We start from the raw sequence: 18,881 nt of genomic DNA, 5'->3' as shown, positions 1-18,881 counted from the left end.
CGATGGAGGAGAGAGAAGTCTCGAAGAACATGAAAACCACAGCCATTATCGCCGCGTACAATGAGGAGAAGACCATTGGTCCTATTCTTGACGTGCTCCGGGAAAGCCCCCTGGTCGACCAGATTGTGGTGGTCAGCGACGGATCCACAGACCGAACTGTGGAGATTGCCCGCAGCAAAGGAGCAGAAGTCGTCGAGCTTTTACATAATGTCGGAAAGGGTGGAGCTCTGTACCGCGGACTCGAGTACATCCGCAGCGACGTGGTGCTCCTTCTTGATGCCGACCTCATCGGACTGAACCCAAAGCACGTTGCGTCCCTCATCGAACCAGTGCTCCAGGGAGAGGCCGATGTAGCCATTGGAGTTTTTGAGGAGGGGAGACTGGCCACAGACCTTGCGCAAAAGATTGCTCCTTTCCTGTCCGGACAGAGAGCCATTCGCACGGACATCCTGCAGAACATCCCGGATATGGAAGTCGCCCGCTACGGGGTCGAGGTGGCCATCAACAGGTATGTCCGGAGGAATGGTGTTCGGGTGAAGTTGGTGAAGCTTCCGGGACTCACCCACGTGATGAAAGAGGAGAAGCTTGGGCTTGTTCGGGGCCTGCGGGAGCGAGTGAAGATGTACTGGGAAATCTTCAAGAACCTCTACCGGAGGGTTGACGGAGACAGAAGATGAAGAGTGACCGTTCCGGTATTCTTGTGTTCGTTGTTCGTCCTCCTTTCTCAGAATCTTTTGAGCTCCTTGTGGAAGAAACGATAGAGATTGCAAGGAGTGCGGGTCGAAACATCGCCCTTGTTGTCCCCTGCAAGGTACGAAACCCCTCTCCTCGGTATTACCTCAGCAGGGGCAAGGTGGAGGAGATTCGTGAACTCATTGCAGCCCATGCTCCGGATTTTGTTCTCATCAACATCGAAATTACCCCTTCCCAGCAGCGGAACCTCGAAGAGGCGTGGGGGATTCCGGTATGCACCAAGCAGGCGGTGATCCACGAAATCTTCGCCCAGCGAGCCAGAACAGCCCAGGGGAAAATCAAGGTGGAACTCGCTCGCCTTCGTTATGAACTGAGCCGCCTTACGGGGAAAGGAACGGAGCTCTCCCGAACCGGAGGTGGCATTGGGACAAGAGGTCCGGGGGAACAGAAAATCGAGGTGGAGCGGAGGAAAATTAAGGACCGCATTGCCTTCCTGACCCGGGAACTGAGAAGGATTGAGCAGCAGGCCTTCACTCAGAAAGGCCTTCGAAGGAAGCTTGGGATACTTCAGGTGGCCATCGTGGGGTACACCAACGCCGGGAAGTCCACGCTCATGAACGCCCTCACTGGTTCCAGGGTCTATGCCGGAGCACGGATGTTTGCCACCCTTGACCCCACATCAAGGAGACTCTTTGTTCCCGGTATCGGAGACGTCATCCTCATCGATACGGTGGGGTTTATCCGGGAGATGCCGGAAACCATCAAGGATGCCTTCCGGAGCACCTTGGAAGAGGTGAAAGAAGCGGATGTAATCCTCGAAGTCATCGACGTTGCGGATCCTGATTATGTCAACCACTTCCGGGTGGTCAGTGAGACTCTCCGGGAAATTGGCGCCGAAAATCTCCCAAAAATTCTCGTTTTGAACAAGATCGACCTTCTTGACGAGCTTCCGCTGCTTGAATACGACATGCGAACCGCACATCCCTATGTATTTGTCTCCGCAAAGAGAAAAATCGGCCTTGACCGTCTTCTTGAAGCGATTGCCCAAGCGCTCCAGCCGAAAGTTGCAGAAATCCACCTCGAGGTTGCTCCGGAGCAGCTTCCCCTTGTGCGGCAGCGGCTTTCCTTCCGGGGGTACATCCGGCACCTCAAACCCTTAGAGAACGGGAAGGTTGCCTTAGACTGCGTCGTCCAGCGTGAGTTTCTTACCGGGCTCCACACACTCGTGGCTTCCCGGTAACCCATTACTTCCCATAATGTATATTATGTTAAATCACTACTCCTGGGCAAGCTGCCGCATCTTCTCCACAAAGTTCAGCTGCAGATTGGAAAGGTGGAACTCAAGTTCCCGAACCTCTTCTGCCTCAAGGTCCCGCTTCAGGGCCTCAAGGACAACAGAAAAAAGATCAATGGCTTTTCGCGCTTCCTCAAGGTCCACAAGAATCTGTCCGTTCTCGGGGTGCACCATGAGTCCGAGATACTGCCAGGCCTTGGCCGAAAGGAGGTTCAGGAAGTAGTAACCGAGATCTTTGATTTTCCCAGGTTGTGCAGTTTTCTCTTCCATGGCCTATTCCCCCTCAAGGTGGGTCCTGACAAAATGATACACTTCTTCCACAAGCTTCAGGAGATTGCCATCCTCAGGAGAAAACCAGGTGATGGGCATTTTCCGGAACCAGTTCATCTGCCTTTTCACAAACGTCAGGGTTCCCCGAACAATCTCCTCCTTCGCGGTAGCAAGGGAACATCGGCCTTCGAGGAAATCGACAACAGGACGATAGGTGAAGTTCTCAAGTGCCGGAATCGGCGGGCGGTATCCCCGCTCGAAAAGGTGCTGAACCTCCTCGACGATACCCTGGCGGAACATCTCCTCTACCCGTTCCCTGATTCGCTCCCTGAGCTTCTCTTTGCTCCAGGAAATCCCGACAAGGAGGTACCGAAAAGTCCAGGACCTCTGGCAGGGTGTTCTCTTCTCCGAAGGCATCCTCAATGTGAGCAGGAAAATCTCAAGAGCACGGATGAGTCGCTTTCGATCCCCTTTTCCTATCTTTCTGGCCCGATAGGGATCAACGCTCACAAGGAGCGCGTAGAGTTTTTCCGTCGGCATTCGCTCAAGAACCCGGCGGAGGTTACGATCCTGCGGTGCTCCCCATCCTGGAATACCGTGAAAAAGCGTGTTCAGGTAGAACGCCGTACCGCCCACAACCACCGGAAGACACCCTCGTAGGGAAATCTCGCGGAACAAACGAAGGGCTTCCCTGCGGAATTCGTAAGCGCTCCATCGTTCCCGGGGATCCAAGAAATCAACAAGATGATGGGGAATGCGTTGCCTGACCTCAAGAGAAGGCTTTGCCGTTCCGATGTCGAGGTACCTGTACACCGCCAGGGAATCGGCAGAAACAATCTCCACGTTCTGGAAACGCTCAGCAAGGCCTATTGAAAGCGCCGTCTTTCCGCTTGATGTGGGACCGAGGATGCAGAGGACAGGTTTAGTTTTTTCCGTCATCCCGACACAATACAGGAATACCGATGCACTTCCCCTGGGGATTTCTGGCAAGACGAACCTCCAGAAAGCTCCCCGCCCGGAGGTTCTTTTCACCCTCCAGGAAAACCCTCAGGTTCTCTCGAGTCCGGGCTACGAGTTCTCCATCCTCTTCAAGGAGCAGAACCTCCGTCACTCTTCCCTCGTGGGCACGAAGGCGGCGAAGATAAGCCTCTCGTAGCCTGTCATTCAGCACCTGCAGCCGCTCTTTTTTCACTTCCTGGGAAACGTCATCGTTGAGCTGCGCAGCCTTTGTACGAGGGCGAGGAGAATACGCATAGGTATAGGCAATTTCAAATTGCACTTCCTGAACAACCCTGAGGGTTTCGGCAAAATCTTCCTCGCTTTCTGTAGGGAACCCCACGATGATGTCCGTGCCAATGACTGCTTCAGGAATACGTTCACGAATGAAGGAGGCTATCTGCAAGTACTCCTTCTGAGTGTACCCCCGGTTCATGAGGGCAAGGATTCTGTCTGAACCGGCCTGGAGAGGAAGGTGGAAGTACGGGCAGAGTATGCGGCTTCCCCGCACAATTTCCACGATTTCCCTTCGCATATCCCGGGGGTGAGAGGTGATGAAACGAACCCAGATTTTCTCTCCTCCGAAACGGCGTTCGATATCTTCAAGAAGACTCTCGAAAGCCCGGGGATTCCCGAGGTCCTTGCCGTAGCTATTGACGTTCTGTCCCAGGAGAATGATTTCCCGAAAGCCCTCACGAACGATTTCATCGAGTTCCTCGAGAATCACATCGTGGGGTTTGCTCCGCTGAGGGCCAGTCGTATATGGCACAACACAGTAGCTACAGAAATTACCACACCCGAAGGCAATCGGGAGGTAAGCGGAAACCCTTCCTTTCCGCCGGTATCCCCTCTCGGTGAAGTGCGGCGAGGGGGGTGAGAAAACAACTTTCCGTTCCCCCGTAACACAGGTCTCCCGAACAAGGGAAGGGAGCACATCAATGTTGTGAGTTCCGGTGAGAACCCTCACATACGGGAGGCGAACAAGAAGCTCCTCCCGCAAGAGCTCGCTCATACACCCACAGAGAACAACGCAGGGAGGCTTTCCCCTTCTTCGTAGCGCAGCGTGATAGAGATGGGTAATAACCCCAACAGCCCTCGCCACGGCGTGTTCCCGAACAGCACAGGTGTTGAAAACGAGCACGTCTGCCTCCTCCTCTTCCCGGGCTTCGGAGAAGCCATCCTGAAGGAAGAGGTGAAGAATGTGCTCAGAGCGGCTCCTATTCATCTGGCAACCAAAGGTTACCAAAGCAACGGAAAGCCGATCTCCCATAGTTTTCCCAGAAGAAAATAACGAAAAGAAAACCCACCTATTCCTTGGGAAAAGGCGGAAAAAGAGAAAGCCTGCTCTTTTTGAGCAGGCTTTCTCTTTCTTAATCGTTCCGGGGCTTGACAATGAGTTTAATCGCCGTCCGCTCTTCCCCGTCGATGGTCACGTCAGTAAAGGCAGGAATGCACACAAGGTCAATGCCGCTTGGAGCAACGTATCCCCGGGCAATGGCAATAGCCTTAATCGCTTGATTCACTGCCCCTGCCCCTATGGCCTGTATTTCTGCTACGCCCTTTTCCCGAATTGCACCTGCCAAGGCACCAGCAACTGCATTGGGATTGGACTTTGAGGATACCTTGAGAACGTCCATCGTCGATTCCCCCTTGTCCACAAGATGAAAGATTTCGTTTCTCCTTCCACATCAAGTACTCAAACGTGCTCCACAAGAGGTACAGAAAGACGGAAAATCTTCTGCGCTTTCCCTGTAGTGTCATCCACCTCCACGACAATGCCATTGAGCCTCACGTTTTCTTTAGCCACTCGGTACTTCACTGGCATTTGTGTGAGGAATCTTCCAACGATGTCCGCCACCTCAATCCCGATGACCGAATCGTGAGCACCTGTCATACCAATGTCGGTGATATACGCCGTTCCTTGGGGGAGGATACGTTCATCGGCCGTGGCCACGTGGGTATGGGTTCCAAACACACACGAGACCTTTCCGTCCAGAAACCACCCCATCGCTATCTTCTCCGACGAGGCCTCGGCATGAAAGTCCACAAGGATAAGCCGCGTCTCTTCGTGGAGATGTTTGAGCTCTTCTTCCATCTTGCGAAAGGGGCAATCCAAAGGAGGCATGAACACACGGCCACTGAGGTTCACGACTGCCCAAACCTTCCCCCCCTTCTCCAAGATGAGCGATCCCCTCCCTGGAACACCATCGGGGTAATTCAGGGGACGGAGGAGACGGGGCTGATGCTCAATGTAAGCGACAATCTCCTTCTTGTCCCAGATATGGTTACCTGTGGTGACCACGTCCACCCCGTACCCCAGGATTTCCTCGCAAACCTCCGGTGTTATCCCTAAGCCCCCTGCGGCGTTCTCGCCGTTGACGATGACGGCGTCAATCTGCAGCTCCTCCCGAAGCGACGAAAGCTTCTCCCGAAGCACTCGCCGCCCCGGTTTCCCTACTACGTCCCCTACAATGAGGAATCTCAAGTACTCATCCTCCTCCACTACTTGGCGTATTCAACAGCCCGGGTTTCCCGAATAACCGTCACCTTAATCTGCCCCGGGTACTCCAGTTCTTTCTCGATTCGCTTCACCACGTCTCGAGCGAGTTTCGCCGCACCGGCGTCGTCAATCCGGTCTGGCTTCACGATAATGCGCACCTCGCGGCCCGCCTGAATGGCATAGGCCTTTTCCACACCCTCGAAAGAATCCGCAATCCTTTCTAGACGCTCCAGGCGTTTAATGTACGCCTCAAGGCTTTCCCTTCGTGCTCCAGGGCGCGATGCCGAGATAGCATCCGCCGCCTGCACAAGCACAGCCTCGAGGGTCTGGGGTTCGACATCGCCGTGGTGTGCCTCAACAGCGTGCATAACCTCCCACCTTTCCCCATACCTTCCAAGGAGCTCTGCTCCAATCTTTGCATGGGGTCCCTCGACTTCATGGTCCAGAGCTTTACCAATATCGTGCAGAAGTCCTGCCCGCTTTGCCACCTGCACGTTTGCCCCGAGTTCTGCCGCCATCATACCGGCAAAATGCGCCACTTCCTTGGCATGTTGCAGAACATTCTGTCCGTAACTCGTACGGAAATAGAGCTTTCCCAAGAGCTTCACGAGTTCCGGGTTCATGTTCTTGATGCCGGTATCAAAGAGGGCCTGTTCTCCCTCCTGAAGGATTTTCTCTTCAACCTGGGCCTTGGCCTTTTCGATAAGCTCCTCGATACGAGCAGGATGGATACGACCATCCATGATGAGCTTTTCGAGGGCAATGCGAGCAACCTCTCGTCGTATGGGATCAAAGCATGAGATGATAACGGCTTCCGGCGTGTCGTCAATAATCAGGTCAACCCCGGTCATCATCTCAAAGGTCCGGATGTTTCTTCCCTCGCGGCCAATAATGCGCCCCTTCATCTCGTCGTTGGGGAGTGCTACCACGGATACCGTACTCTCTACCGTAAAGTCTGCAGCGTAGCGCTGGATAGCCTGACCCACAATATCTCGAGCAATCCTCTCTGCTTCTTTCTTTGCCCGTTCTTCGGCCTCCTTTATTTTTAAACCCACCTCATACTCTAAGGTTTTCTCCACACGTTCCAGAAGTTCTCGTTGCGCCTCTTCCACAGAGAGCCCCGCAATACGAGAAAGCTCTTGGATCTCTCTCGCCTTCAGGGCTTCGACTTCTTGTCTTTCCCGCTCAAGGGCTTCCTGAGCCTTCCGGAGAGCATTCTCCGATCTCTCAAGTTGCTCCATCCGGCGCTCCAGCATCTCCTCCCGTCGAAGAAGGCGGCCCTCGAGGTTCTGCAGTTCTTTCCGTTTCCGCTGAATCTCTTCTTCAAGCGCCTGTTTTTCCCGGAGGACTTCTTCTTTTGCCGAAAGGAGCGCTTCCTTCTTCAAGTTCTCTGCCTGGCGGGCAGCCTCCTCAAGCATTCCCCGAACCTGAAGTTCCACGCTCTCCTTTCGCCTTGCAAGCTGGAAGTTCACGAAGAACATACCTGCTACGAACCCTATTGCCGCTCCTAAAAAGATGTATATCGGCCCCATAGGCTGGATTCACCCCTTATTCACTTTTCAATGTGCGGAACAAACCTTGGAAATATTCTAATCGCCCTGGAAGGGCAAGTCAAGGACGGGGAGAACCGAAAAAGAGCGACCATCCCCACTCGATGGCCTCTTCCGCAAACCCCCTGGCTTTGAGACGGCGCCAGAACCTCTCACGGTCTTCCTCTCTGGCTTGCCAAAAGGACAACAACCTCACCACATCCTCAACCTCGACCTCAAGGGGGTAGACGCTCCGGAGTTCGGCAAGAAGCGGTGAGGGGATGCCCCTTTCCTTGAGTTCATGGCGCAGTGCAAAGAATCCTCTGGGATTTATCTGGCGCCGCTCCTCAACATACGCATTCACGTATGCCCGGTCATTGAGGTACCCTCTCTCAGAAAGCAGAGCAATCGTTTCCTCCAAGACTGCGTCAGGAAATCCCTCGCGCCGCAGAGCCTCCCGGATTTCCCAGGACGTGCACATCCTCCGGGCAAGTTTCCGCAGCGCCCGTTTCAAGGCTTCATCAGTCGTTAAGGGCAATTTTCGGGTCAATTCCCATCTTCTCCAAGGAAGCCAAAAGAATCTTCTGGGCGATTTCGGGATTCTCTTTCAGGAACTGGCGCACTCCTTCCCGTCCCTGTCCCAGCCGGTACTCGCCAAAGGCGTACCAGCTTCCTGAACGCTTGACCACTCCCGCTCCCTCGGCGAGATCTAGGATTTCTCCCTCCCTCGATATACCCTCTCCGTAGAAGAGCTCAAGGTCCGCATCCTTGAAGGGAGCAGCAAGCTTGTTCTTAACCACCCGCACCTTCGTCCACGCCCCGACAATCTGGTCGCCCCCCCCGATCCGGATGTAGTCTTTTTTGCGGACATCGATCCGGACCGAAGCATAGAACTTGAGCGCTCTTCCTCCCGGGGTGGTCTCAGAGGGACCGTAGTTTGTGCCAATTTTCTCGCGGAGCTGGTTGACAAAAATCGCCACAGTCTTCGTTTTGCTGATATACCCTGTGAGCCGGCGAAGGGCCTGGGACATGAGCCTTGCCTGGAGGCCAACCGTGGGTTCTCCAATACCCCCCTCAAGCTCCATCCGTGGGGCGAGCGCCGCCACGGAGTCCAGGACCACGATGTCGATGCTGCCACTGCGCACCAGGGTATCCACGATGTCTAAAGCCTCCTCAGCCGTCGTGGGTTGCGAGATAAGAAGCCTGTCCACCTGAACCCCTATGCGGCTGGCGTAGGCAGGGTCCAGAGCATGCTCGGCGTCGATGAAAGCCGCAATGCCGCCCTTTTTCTGAGCCTCAGCAATGGCATGGAGGGCAATGGTGGTTTTTCCTGAAGCCTCTGGCCCGAAGATTTCCACCACCCGGCCTCTGGGAAACCCTCCAACCCCCAGGGCAATGTTCAGGAGGATTGACCCAGTCTTGATCACCTCCACGTCGGCGGCGAGCACGTTCTGAGAAAGGAACATGATGGCCCCTTTTCCGTACTTCTTCTCTATGATACTCATAGCCTGCCTGATGATTTCTTCTCTGCTATCCCTTCCCACCTCGTTCATGGACATCACCCCTTCAAAGGAACCTGCACGAGTTTCTGATATACCGGGCCCGAAGGCGTAAGAGTGCTCTGAAAGAGCACGATTTCCCTGAAAACCACCGGAAGCGGTGACCATCCTGCAAGTGCTGCAGTTTGCAGCGCAAGGGGCGACCGAAACCGGGCGAGGGTCACGTGGGGAACAAAATCTCTATCCTCGTCCCAGGAAATACGAGCCTCACGGAGCTTCTGGAACAGGGCCCTCGCCACCCGGATGGTCACCGTCTTTCCCTCGCCATCAAGGCCTATCCAGAGGACTCTCGCCCTCTGCCAGGAGGGAAATACCCCGATCTCCTCAAGAACCACACCGTACGAAGGGAAGGTACCACCGAGGTACTCAAGAATCCCGCGAATGTCCTCAACACGGGGAGAAGGCAGTGCCGGAAAAAACGCGAGGGTGAGATGGAAATGGTCTTTGCTGACCCACTTCCCCTGGGGATAGGCACTCTTCTTTCTCTCCACAAAACGCCACAGGGCATCTTTAGCCTCTTCAGGGAGAGGAAAGGCCACAAAAGCACGAATGCTCTCTCTCACCGGACATCCCTCTCTCGCAAGAAAGCAAAAAGCATGGTCAGTGCTGCCTGAGAGAAGAAACGCTTGTTCATCAGCCGGTCGCCTCGGAACTGGAATTTCCGGGCCTCTGTCCGCAAAGCGTCACTCACAGCGACGTACACAAGGCCCACCGGTTTCTCCGGACTTCCTCCCCCGGGACCAGCGATGCCCGTGATGCCCAGACCAATATCTACTCCCGTCTTTTTTCGCACTCCCTCTGCGAGATACCGTGCCGTTTCCTCGCTTACCGCTCCAAAGCGGCAGAGGACCTCTTCGGGAACCCCTATGTCGGTGAGCTTCGCCTCATTGCTGTACACGATGTATCCCCGCTCGAAGTAACGCGAACTCCCCGGAACATCGGTCATACGGCTTCCCACAAGACCACCTGTACAGGACTCAGCCAGGGCTACCCTCCACCCCCGCTCAAGGAGCAGTCTCCCTACCGCTTCTTCAAGCGTCTCACCGAGGGGAGAAAAGAGATACGGCATAAAGGCGCTCTTCACCGCCGCAATGGTTTCCTCTGCCCTTTTTTGGTCCTCCAGTGGAACATCCTGGCCGTAGAGGAAGAACCAGACCTCCCCGTAGTTGGGGAGAAAGGCAAAACGGAGCGACTGCGGAAGCCCGGAAAGCAAAGGAAGCATTTTCTCCTCAAGCTGCGATTCTCCGATACCGCAGAACTTCAGGATCTCGCTGCGGTAAACCCCACCCTGAAGCGTGGGAATCTCTTGCTCCAGAAGACCCCAGAAGAACTCCACCTCCCTTGGAACACCAGGAAGGACAAAAATTCTGGTCCCTCTCTCCTCAAGGATGAAAGCGGGAGCGGTACCCACCCCATTGGGGAGGAAGCGGGCACCCTCGGGGAAGAAAGCCTGTTTCCGGTTGTTCTCCGGTGGTTCAACACCCCGAATCCGGTAAAACGCCTGGCGAATACTCTCCCAGGCTTCCTCGCAGAAGACGAGCGACTTCCCCAGAGCCCGGGCAATTGCCTCCCGGGTGAAATCGTCAACCGTGGGTCCCAGACCTCCTGAGACGAAAAGGAAGTTCACTCCTTGCTCCAGGAGAAAGCGAAGACCAGAGGCAATCTCCTCCATGCCATCGGGAACAAAGAGTGTCCACTTTGGGAAAATCCCCTTGCCCAGAAGCCTATGGGCCAGAAAACCTGCGTTGATATCCCGCACCATGCCGGTGACGAGTTCTGTCCCCACACAGAGAATTGCAGCGTTCACAGAACCTCTCCCTCCAGCTCGTAAGCAGAAGTCGTTGTGATACGCACCGCAACCCTTTGGCCCCGCCGAAGATTCACCCCACGGGTCCACACCTTAACCCGACAGTCGACCTCAGGAGCGTCTTTGGCCGTACGCCCCAGAAAGAACGGCCCCTGCTCGCTCCACAGCGGCCCCTCGTCAAGGAGAACTTCAAAGGCCATCCCGCGGTATGTCCTGTGCACGCTTTCCATGACATCCCTCTGCGCTTCCATAAGCGCAGCGTACCGCCTTTCCTTCACTTCCTCAGGGACCTTGGGCTCAAGGGCAAAGGAGAGCGTGCCCTCTTCATCGGAATACATGAAGGCTCCCATCCGCTCAAAACGAAAAGCCTGAACAAAGTCAAGGAGACGGAGAAAGTGCTCCTCTCCTTCCCCCGGGAACCCTACCATGAAGGTCGTTCGAAGGGCAACCCCCGGGATACGATCCCGTATCTTCTCGAGTCTCCTCCGGATTTCTTCAAAGGAGGAGAAACGGCGCATACGCTGGAGAATATCGGGCACAACGTGCTGGAGGGGGATATCCAGGTATTTGACAACCTGGGGAATGGAAGCAACCGCCTCGATTACGGTGTCGTCGATGCCCTCGGGAGAGAGGTAGAGCAGCCGGATCCAGGTGTCCTCTTGGAGAGCTTCACCAAGAGCCTGAAGAAGCCTTCCCAGGCTTCTCTGGCGATAGAGGTCAAGACCGTACGAGGTCAGGTCCTGAGCAACAAGGACAATCTCCCGAACTCCTGCTTTTTCCAGCAAACGAGCCTCCTCGACCACGGAGGAAATGGGCCGACTTCGAAGAGGTCCGCGAAGGGCTGGAATGAGGCAGAAACTGCACCGGTGGAGGCATCCTTCGGCAATCTTCAAATAGGCATAATGGGGCGGTGTGGAAAGGATCCGGGGGTCAGTGTGAGTGTATATTGAAGGGGAAGACCCCAGAAACACCCCTCTCTTCCCGGAGGAGATGATGTCTGGAAGACGAAAGATTTCGTGCACTCCTACCCAGAAATCCACTTCCCGGTACCGGGAGGCAGCCCTTTCCCGAAAACGTTCCACGTAACATCCCAGGACCACGATTTTCTTCCGGGGATCCTTCTTCTTGAGGCGAATGAGCCTTCGAATCCACGCTTCTGCCTCCTCACAGGAGGGCCGGATGAAAGCGCAGGTGTTGAGGAACACCCATTCAGCTTCTTCAGGGGGAACCACGGCGTTGTACCCGTGGACAAGGAGCTTTCCCAGGACGACCTCAGAATCCACAAGGTTTTTGTCGCAACCCAGAGTGACAAAGGCGATGCGCTTCATGGAACAAAGGTCTCACGGAAGGGTCCAGGGGTATCAGCAAGGTGTCCTCTTTCCTCCCCGTTCAGCCACACCCGAACGGCACTCCCATCGTCTCCGGAGACCTCAACAGGACCCTCACTCCGGAACACATAAGCCTTTCCAGGGACAAGAACCCCCGAGAACATCGTGACTCCCAGGGAAGCAACATCGGCCCAGGTGACCTTTTCCGCCACAAGGCGCAGAACAATAGGAAAGGACGGAGTGGGACTTTCAGAGGGAAGGGGTGAAGCAAGGTCACCGATGAGGAGGGTTCCCTCGCTTTTTCCAGGATTCTCCGCCACGAAGGAATGAAGAGGGGCAAAGAAGAACACAAGAAGCACACCGCAGAGCGCCACAAGGGAGAAGAGGATGGCAAAAAGCACAGCTTTCCGCCTCTTTTTGGGCCTTGGAAGGAGCACCTCAGCAGGTTTCCTTGTTTCTCTGGGGTGTTCGCGCTTTCCCCCTTCTCCGTAAGCTTTCAGGAAGAGGTCAACAACCTCTTCCTGGCGAAGGCCGAGGAAACGGGCGTAAACCTTCGCATACCCCAGGGCATAAGCTCTCCCAGGAAGCTCTTCCCATCGCCCCTCCTCAAGGGCCCGGAGGAAGCGCTCAGAGATGAATGTGGCTACCTCAGCCTTATCAATAGGCACACCCTTTTCCTCTCGAGCACGCCGTAACAGGTCCCCAAGTTGTTTCGCTATTTCCCGGTTAAATTCCTGCACCTTTCTCCCCTCGCTTCGCAATAACCCTGCGGGGTTTACTCCCCTCGTACGGGCCAACGATGCCCTCCCGTTCCATCCGCTCAATAAGCCGGGCTGCCCGGTTGAAGCCAATGCGAAGCCTTCTTTGGAGAAGTGATGTTGAGGCCTTACCCGTTTCAAGGACAATCCTCACGGCTTCCTCATAGAGTTCGTCGTCTTCCTCATCTCCCCCTATGGCGGTCTCCTCTTCCTGGGCAACGAACTCCAGGAGATAGGGAACGTCTCCCTTTTGGCGCGCCCAGTGTTCCACGATTCTCTTTGTCTCCTCCGTACGGATGAACGCTCCCTGACCGCGGATGGGCTTACCCACCCCCATGGGGGCGAAGAGCATGTCACCATTCCCGAGGAGTTTTTCGGCTCCCGGACCGTCGAGGATGGTCCGGGAATCAACCTGCGAGGAGACGGCAAAAGCCAAACGGGAAGGAAAGTTGGCCTTGATGAGCCCGGTAATGACATCCACAGAGGGTCTCTGGGTCGCGACAACTAGGTGAATACCCACGGCTCTTGCCATCTGGGCAAGCCGGCAGATATAGGTCTCAACGTCCCCTGGCGCAGTCATCATGAGGTCAGCAAGCTCGTCGATAACCACAACGATATAGGGGAGCTTTTCCCTATCTTCCACGATGCTGTTGTACTCCTCTATGTTCCGACAGGAAACTTCTGACAGAAGCTCGTATCTTGTGTCCATCTCCCGGCAGAGCCACTTGAGGAAACGCACAACCAGACGGACCTCGGAAATGACCGGAGCACAGAGGTGGGGTAAGCCAGCGTATACCGAAAGCTCGACCCTCTTTGGGTCAATAAGGGCAATCCGAAGCCGCGTCGGATCAGCCCGATACAGGAGGCTGGCAAGGATGACATTGATGCAGACGCTTTTCCCTGAACCTGTAGCACCGGCGATGAGCAGATGCGGCATGTCCCGAAGGTCCCAGAAAATTGGCTTTCCACCCACGTCCTTCCCCAGAGCAAGAAGCAATGGAGAGGGGTGACCGCTAAACTCCCCCCGTTCAAGGAGTTCCCGCAAGACGACAATTTCTTTATGACGGTTCGGAACCTCAATGCCTACAGCTGCCTTCCCGGGAATCGGGGCTTCAATGCGCACTGCTGCCACGGCGAAGGCCAGCGCAATGTCGTTCGAGAGCCCAACGATCTTATTGACTTTAATCCCCGGAGCAGGCTGGAACTCGTACCGGGTAACCGTGGGGCCAACCTGGACATGCACCACCTTGCCCATCACCCCGAACTCCGCAAGGGTTTGCTCGAGTTTCGCTACCCCCTCCTCGATGTCCCGACGGCTCTTTTCGAATCGCCTTGGAGGAGGAGGGTTGAGAAGTTCCACTGAAGGCAAAACCCAGGAAGACTTCCTTTCCTCCTGGGGAGGCTTTGGTTTCGGTTTCCTCCGGGGGGAAGGTCCAAGCTCTGAGTGCTCAAAGAGCTTAGGGATACTAAAGGTCTCCACTATCTCGGTGTTTTCCTTCTTTGCAGGCGCAGGCGACGGACTCTTCGGCTCCTTCGAAGGAGCCGAAGAGGTGGTCTGCACGCTTCTCCTACTTTTGACGAATTGCACAAGGGTGGCAATCTTTCGCAGGAGCTTTCCGTCGCTCAAAAGATAGGTGCCAAGAAGGGCCACGAGAAAGAGGAATAACGCCGTCCCCAGGTCTCCGAAATACCGCCGAAAAAAGCCCAGCAAGAGGAAGCCAACCACACCTCCCACTTCTCCCGTAGGGAGGGAGAAACCCCTTCGCAGAGCTTCCTGCTCAGAAAGGGCAAGGAACACAAAAAGCCACAAAAAGACACCGGTGATTCTCCCCGCAAAACGGTATTTCCTCGCAGGATGGAGCACCGCCAGCTCATAGACGACAAAACCCAGCAAAAAGGGCAAAACATAAGCCCCGAGACCAAAGGCTCGGAACGCTTGATACCGGAGAAAATCCCCAACCACCCCCATTCCTGAGGAAAGGAGGGCAAGGAGGAGGTATACTGCTGTCAGAGTCAGTATCGAAAGAACGAAGAGCTTTCTCTTCGGTTCCACGATGCCCACACTCGTCTTTATTTTCTCCTCTGCGGAGGCTTTGTGTCCTTGGGGGGAGAAACCGCCGCAATGGCTTCTTTATGGCTTAAGGTAATGCGTCCCAGAGAATCAATACCGATGACCTTCACCAGGAGGTCTTCCCCTGGCTTGACAAAATCCTCTACCTTTCGGATGCGCTCAAAGGAAAGCTGGGAAATGTGGCATAACCCTTCTCGGCCGGGAAAAATCTCCACAAAGGCCCCGAAGTCGGCAATCCTCGTCACCTTCCCAAGGTAAATCTTCCCGACTTCGACATCCTGGGTCACATTCCGGATCATTTCGATGGCCTTCTCTTTACCTTCCTCGGTACGGGAGAACACGAGGACCTTCCCGTTCTCCTTGATATCTATGGTCACCCCGGCCTCTTCAACAATGCGCTTGATGATCTTTCCTCCCGGACCGATAAGTGCACCAATACGGTCTGGATTGATTTCCACAATACCGATGCGGGGCGCATACGGCGAAATGGAACTCCGCGGCCGGTCAAGCACAGAGTCCATGATGTCAAGAATGGAGATTCTGCCCTCTTTCGCTTCCTGGAGAGCCTCAGCGAGAATCTCCCACCGTAACCCCTTGTTCTTGACATCAAGTTGAATAGCGGTAATGCCCTTGCGGCTTCCCGCAACCTTAAAGTCCATTTCTCCGTAGTGGTCCTCTGAGCCAATGATATCCCGAAGGAAAACCTTCCTGTCACCGGAAAGAAGAAGACCAATCGAAAGGCCGGCACAGGAGGAACGAATGGGAACCCCTGCATCCATGAGGGAGAGGCTACCCCCGCACACCGTGGCCATAGAGGATGAACCGTTCGACTCCAGAATCTCTGAAACCACCCGGATGGTATAGGGAAACTCTTCCTCCGGAGGAATGAAGCACTCCAGCGCCCGCTCTGCCAAGGCCCCGTGGCCAATTTCTCGCCGTCCGGGACCACGCATGGGACGGACCTCTCCGGTGCTGTAGGGTGGGAAATTGTAGTGGAGCATGAAACGTTTAGCCTCCTCCTCCTGAAGGCCGTCCACTTTCTGCTCTTCGCTCGTTGCACCAAGCGTGGTGATAACCAGTGCCTGGGTCTGTCCCCGGACAAAGAGGCTCGAGCCATGGGTGCGTGGGAGGCACCCAACCTCGCAGTGAATGGGCCGAATTTCCTGGGGAGTCCTTCCGTCCTGTCTCCGTCCCGTGGTGAAGACCAGGTTTTCAATTTCTTCCTTCACGACTCTATCCCAGACAGGGGTCAGGAAGGAGGCATTCCCAAATCGCGTTTCGGCTTCCTCCTTTGCCTTCTGAAAGAGGGCGTTCATCTCCTTCTCCCGGGCTTTCTTTTCTGGAATGGTGATCATCTGAGCGATGGCTTTGCGGTATTCTTCATCAACGAAAGCCTGAAGCGCATCCCAGAAGGGAGGAAGGAGAACCTCTCGTTTAGGCCTTCCAAAGGAGGCCAGGATATCCTTCTGGGAAGCAATCATCTTCAGGATTTCCTCGTGTCCAAGGCGCAGAGCCGCAACGATTTTCTCTTCATCCACTTCCTTTGCGCCAGCTTCAATCATGGCGATGCCATACTCAGAGCCGGCAACGACAAGGTCCAGACTGCTCAATGCAAGCTCTTCCAAGGTGGGATTCACAATGAACTGGTCCCCAACGAGACCTATACGGCAGGCTCCAATAGGTCCCTCAAAGGGAATTTCCGAAAGCCCCAGAGCAAAGGAAGCCCCAACGATGGAAATGACATCAGGAGGATGGCTTTCGTCAACAGAGAGCACGGTGACGACAACCTGGACGTCGTTATAGAGGAGCTTGGGAAAGAAAGGACGAATGGAACGGTCAATGAGACGGGCACTCAGGATTGCTGGAACACGGGGTTTCCCTTCCCGCTTGATGAAACCACCGGGAATCTTCCCCGCAGCGTAAAAACGCTCTTCAAAATCCACAAGAAGCGGGGTAAAATCCACCTCTTCACGAACCTCGTCGGACATTGTGGCTGTCACAAGAACCACGGTATCACCATAACGAACGGTTACCGCACCGTGGGCTTGCTGGGCAAGTTTTCCTGCCTCGATGAGGAGTGTTTCTCTTCCAAAGCCTATTTCCCACCTGTAGGACACAATACTACCCTACCTCCTTAACCCGAGTTTTTCAAGGATGGCATAATACCGATCAACGTGGTACTTTCGGAGGTAGTTGAGAAGCCTCCGTCTTCGCCCAACCATGATGAACAAACCCCTTCGGGAATGGAAATCCTTGGGGTGCTGCTTCAGATGCTCAGTAAGCTCGCGGATGCGTTCCGTGAGAAGGGCAATCTGCACTTCAGGAGAACCGGTGTCCGTACTGTGGATCTTGAACTGTTCGATGATTTCCTTCTTCCGCTCTTTTGTCAGAGCCAACTTCGCTCCACCTCCAGCTTATCTTCTCTCAGACATTCAAAAGGTAGTTTATCACAGAAACACAGGTACTGTAAACCCTTAGGGCGCTGGGCTGTGCGCCTATTATTGACAGCGCCCGTTCCTCCTGATAGGATGATAGCAAAACCGCATTTCAAGGGGGGTAGGTGTATGCGAAAGCTCTTGTGGTGTGTGGTGCTGGTAGTCCTCCTCGTTGTCGCCTCCGCGCTTGCTGCAGAGAAAACGTGGGAATCCCAGCCAGGAGAGTTCAAGGGCCAGACCATCACGGTGCTCATCACTGATCCCCACTCCGCCGTTGTGGAATCCTGGAAGCCGGAGTGGGAAGCCCTCACCGGAGCGAAAGTAGAAATGGTGGTCGTTCCTTACGCTTCCCTCTACGACAAAATGATGACGGACTTCATCACCGGAACTGGTGCTTACGACCTCATCTGCTGGCCCTCCACCTGGGCAGGGGACGTCATGGGTGGTGGATGGGTACTGCCACTTGAAGACCTCATGAAAGAATACGGTTACCCGGACTGGGACGACGTTGTCCCAGCCATTAAGCTCATCGTCTCCTGGGGTGGCAAGGTTTACGCACTTCCTTACGATGGCGATTGCCACATGCTCTACTACCGCAAAGACGCTCTTGAGAACCCCGACTACAGAGCAAAGTTCAAGGAAAAGTACGGCTACGAGTACAATATCCCACCGAAATCCTGGGAAGAGATCATGGACATTGCCGAGTTCTTTACTGGATGGGACTGGGATAACGACGGAGAAACAGAGTATGGCATTGCCTTTATCGCTCAACGGAAGACCCAGGCCATGTGGTCGTACCTTGATATCGCCATGCAGTACGCGGCGCAGCCCGGTGTTGCTCCCTTCTTTGATCCTGACACCATGGAGCCTCAGGTCAACAACCCTGGATGGGTTGAGGCCATGGACGTCATTCAGAAGCTGACGAAATTTGCTCCCCCAGGTCTTTTGAGCTACGGGTACAGTGAGCTCCGCCAGGCCTTTGTGTCGGGGAACTCGGCAATCGCCCTTGACTGGGGAGATATTGGCATTCTCGAGCAATCCCCGGAGAAGTACGGTAGTAAAGTCAAGGGACTCTTGGGGTATGGTCCACTCCCCGGCTCCATGAAGACTTACGACTTCAAGGCAAAGCGGTGGATTGAGGGATACAACCAGGTGAACTTTCTGAACTTCGGAGGGTGGGTCTTCTCAATCTCCAAGTTCTCGAAGAATCCCGTCCCGGCGTACAAGTTCGCCACGTACTTCACCGCTCCCGAGCGAAGCCTCCTTGACGTCTGCGGCATCCACGGATACACTGGAGCCAACCCCTGGCGCTTCTCGCACTTCAAGAACATCGACAAGTGGGTCGAGGGCGGTTGGAGCAAGGATTCCGTCACAAAGTACCTGGAAACCATCCAGACCATTCTTTCCGACCCCAAAGCCATCACAGATCTTCGCATTCCTGGAGCCGCAGAGTACTATGACTATCTTGACCTCTACCTTGCCGAGGTGCTCTCTGGAACCAAGGCACCCAAGGATGCCTGTGACGCCATTTACGCCGAATGGGTGAAGATCACCGAAACTCATGGAAAGGAGAAGCAAAAGGCCCTTTACCGTGAGTCCCTTGGGCTTCCTGCAGAGTGAACGCCTTCCAAAGGGCTGGGG

At 54.9% G+C, this 18,881-nt stretch carries 18 protein-coding genes; 3 read left to right on the top strand and 15 right to left on the bottom strand.

From position 1 onward, the window contains the following. Positions 1–2 precede the first annotated feature (2 nt). Both ACP6EK_RS07860 and hflX read left to right on the top strand, forming a co-directional pair. Positions 3–677, top strand: a complete 675-nt coding sequence (locus tag ACP6EK_RS07860; protein WP_438315007.1) for a glycosyltransferase family 2 protein — start codon at positions 3–5, stop codon at positions 675–677. Further along, entirely contained in the window at positions 674–1,933 is a 1,260-nt protein-coding gene (gene hflX, locus ACP6EK_RS07855; RefSeq protein WP_438315004.1) for a GTPase HflX, read from the top strand. Before ACP6EK_RS07860 ends, hflX begins: the two co-directional genes overlap by 4 nt. A gap of 36 nt (positions 1,934–1,969) precedes the next feature. On the opposite strand, the gene ACP6EK_RS07850 is transcribed toward hflX, so the two are convergent. From ACP6EK_RS07850 to rpsO, 15 genes are all read right to left on the bottom strand, one after another. Further along, positions 1,970–2,257 (bottom strand): DUF1844 domain-containing protein, encoded by a 288-nt coding sequence (locus ACP6EK_RS07850; protein WP_017889503.1) that lies wholly within the window; start codon positions 2,255–2,257, stop codon positions 1,970–1,972. Between the two features lie 3 nt (positions 2,258–2,260). Then, positions 2,261–3,196 carry a tRNA (adenosine(37)-N6)-dimethylallyltransferase MiaA gene (gene miaA, locus ACP6EK_RS07845; RefSeq protein ID WP_438315002.1) on the bottom strand — a complete coding sequence of 312 codons (936 nt, stop codon included), beginning with the start codon at positions 3,194–3,196 and terminating at the stop codon, positions 2,261–2,263. Further along, the gene (gene miaB, locus ACP6EK_RS07840; protein ID WP_438314999.1) at positions 3,180–4,478 is read right to left on the bottom strand and encodes a tRNA (N6-isopentenyl adenosine(37)-C2)-methylthiotransferase MiaB; all 1,299 of its coding nucleotides are present in this window, start codon (positions 4,476–4,478) and stop codon (positions 3,180–3,182) included. The genes miaA and miaB overlap by 17 nt, the downstream gene beginning before the upstream one ends. 145 nt (positions 4,479–4,623) lie before the next feature. After that, complete coding sequence (locus ACP6EK_RS07835; protein ID WP_017872579.1) at positions 4,624–4,890, bottom strand: stage V sporulation protein S; 267 nt, start codon at positions 4,888–4,890, stop codon at positions 4,624–4,626. A gap of 59 nt (positions 4,891–4,949) precedes the next feature. Continuing rightward, positions 4,950–5,738 (bottom strand): TIGR00282 family metallophosphoesterase, encoded by a 789-nt coding sequence (locus ACP6EK_RS07830; protein ID WP_438314996.1) that lies wholly within the window; start codon positions 5,736–5,738, stop codon positions 4,950–4,952. Between the two features lie 17 nt (positions 5,739–5,755). Continuing rightward, complete coding sequence (gene rny / locus ACP6EK_RS07825; protein ID WP_438314993.1) at positions 5,756–7,285, bottom strand: ribonuclease Y; 1,530 nt, start codon at positions 7,283–7,285, stop codon at positions 5,756–5,758. 79 nt (positions 7,286–7,364) lie between these two features. Then, positions 7,365–7,832 carry a regulatory protein RecX gene (locus tag ACP6EK_RS07820; protein ID WP_438314990.1) on the bottom strand — a complete coding sequence of 156 codons (468 nt, stop codon included), beginning with the start codon at positions 7,830–7,832 and terminating at the stop codon, positions 7,365–7,367. Further along, positions 7,804–8,835 (bottom strand): recombinase RecA, encoded by a 1,032-nt coding sequence (gene recA / locus ACP6EK_RS07815; protein WP_438314987.1) that lies wholly within the window; start codon positions 8,833–8,835, stop codon positions 7,804–7,806. The genes ACP6EK_RS07820 and recA overlap by 29 nt, the downstream gene beginning before the upstream one ends. A 5-nt stretch (positions 8,836–8,840) precedes the next feature. Continuing rightward, positions 8,841–9,404 carry an RNA 2',3'-cyclic phosphodiesterase gene (thpR, locus tag ACP6EK_RS07810; RefSeq protein ID WP_438314984.1) on the bottom strand — a complete coding sequence of 188 codons (564 nt, stop codon included), beginning with the start codon at positions 9,402–9,404 and terminating at the stop codon, positions 8,841–8,843. Next, positions 9,401–10,648, bottom strand: coding sequence for a CinA family nicotinamide mononucleotide deamidase-related protein (locus ACP6EK_RS07805; protein WP_438314981.1), 1,248 nt, complete (start codon positions 10,646–10,648; stop codon positions 9,401–9,403). The genes thpR and ACP6EK_RS07805 overlap by 4 nt, the downstream gene beginning before the upstream one ends. Beyond that, complete coding sequence (gene rimO / locus ACP6EK_RS07800; RefSeq protein ID WP_438314978.1) at positions 10,645–11,976, bottom strand: 30S ribosomal protein S12 methylthiotransferase RimO; 1,332 nt, start codon at positions 11,974–11,976, stop codon at positions 10,645–10,647. Before rimO ends, ACP6EK_RS07805 begins: the two co-directional genes overlap by 4 nt. Further along, entirely contained in the window at positions 11,973–12,644 is a 672-nt protein-coding gene (locus ACP6EK_RS07795; protein WP_438314976.1) for a helix-turn-helix domain-containing protein, read from the bottom strand. The genes rimO and ACP6EK_RS07795 overlap by 4 nt, the downstream gene beginning before the upstream one ends. A gap of 58 nt (positions 12,645–12,702) precedes the next feature. Continuing rightward, positions 12,703–14,796, bottom strand: coding sequence for a DNA translocase FtsK 4TM domain-containing protein (locus ACP6EK_RS07790; protein ID WP_438314973.1), 2,094 nt, complete (start codon positions 14,794–14,796; stop codon positions 12,703–12,705). Positions 14,797–14,804: 8 nt separating this feature from the next. After that, a complete protein-coding gene (locus ACP6EK_RS07785; protein ID WP_438314970.1) occupies positions 14,805–16,922 on the bottom strand; it encodes a polyribonucleotide nucleotidyltransferase in 2,118 nt (705 codons plus the stop codon). A gap of 9 nt (positions 16,923–16,931) precedes the next feature. After that, a complete protein-coding gene (gene rpsO / locus ACP6EK_RS07780; RefSeq protein WP_017889518.1) occupies positions 16,932–17,201 on the bottom strand; it encodes a 30S ribosomal protein S15 in 270 nt (89 codons plus the stop codon). A gap of 168 nt (positions 17,202–17,369) precedes the next feature. Between rpsO and ACP6EK_RS07775 the strand changes: the two genes are divergently transcribed. Then, positions 17,370–18,860 carry an ABC transporter substrate-binding protein gene (locus tag ACP6EK_RS07775; RefSeq protein WP_438314967.1) on the top strand — a complete coding sequence of 497 codons (1,491 nt, stop codon included), beginning with the start codon at positions 17,370–17,372 and terminating at the stop codon, positions 18,858–18,860. Positions 18,861–18,881: the final 21 nt, after the last annotated feature.

It is taken from the genome of Candidatus Caldatribacterium sp. SIUC1 (genome assembly GCF_051549785.1).
Taxonomy (GTDB): Bacteria; Atribacterota; Atribacteria; order Atribacterales; family Caldatribacteriaceae; genus Caldatribacterium.
This window is presented reverse-complemented; position numbering and strand designations above follow the sequence as displayed.

Bases quoted from the DNA above. Each gene is read 5' to 3' on its own strand.
- miaB (WP_438314999.1), bottom strand. From the start codon at position 4,478: ATGAATAGGAGCCGCTCTGAGCACATTCTTCACCTCTTCCTTCAGGAT.
- ACP6EK_RS07850 (WP_017889503.1), bottom strand. From the start codon at position 2,257: ATGGAAGAGAAAACTGCACAACCTGGGAAAATCAAAGATCTCGGTTAC.
- rimO (WP_438314978.1), bottom strand. From the start codon at position 11,976: ATGAAGCGCATCGCCTTTGTCACTCTGGGTTGCGACAAAAACCTTGTG.
- miaA (WP_438315002.1), bottom strand. From the start codon at position 3,196: ATGACGGAAAAAACTAAACCTGTCCTCTGCATCCTCGGTCCCACATCA.
- rny (WP_438314993.1), bottom strand. From the start codon at position 7,285: ATGGGGCCGATATACATCTTTTTAGGAGCGGCAATAGGGTTCGTAGCA.
- ACP6EK_RS07775 (WP_438314967.1), top strand. From the start codon at position 17,370: ATGCGAAAGCTCTTGTGGTGTGTGGTGCTGGTAGTCCTCCTCGTTGTC.
- ACP6EK_RS07860 (WP_438315007.1), top strand. From the start codon at position 3: ATGGAGGAGAGAGAAGTCTCGAAGAACATGAAAACCACAGCCATTATC.
- recA (WP_438314987.1), bottom strand. From the start codon at position 8,835: ATGAACGAGGTGGGAAGGGATAGCAGAGAAGAAATCATCAGGCAGGCT.
- hflX (WP_438315004.1), top strand. From the start codon at position 674: ATGAAGAGTGACCGTTCCGGTATTCTTGTGTTCGTTGTTCGTCCTCCT.
- ACP6EK_RS07835 (WP_017872579.1), bottom strand. From the start codon at position 4,890: ATGGACGTTCTCAAGGTATCCTCAAAGTCCAATCCCAATGCAGTTGCT.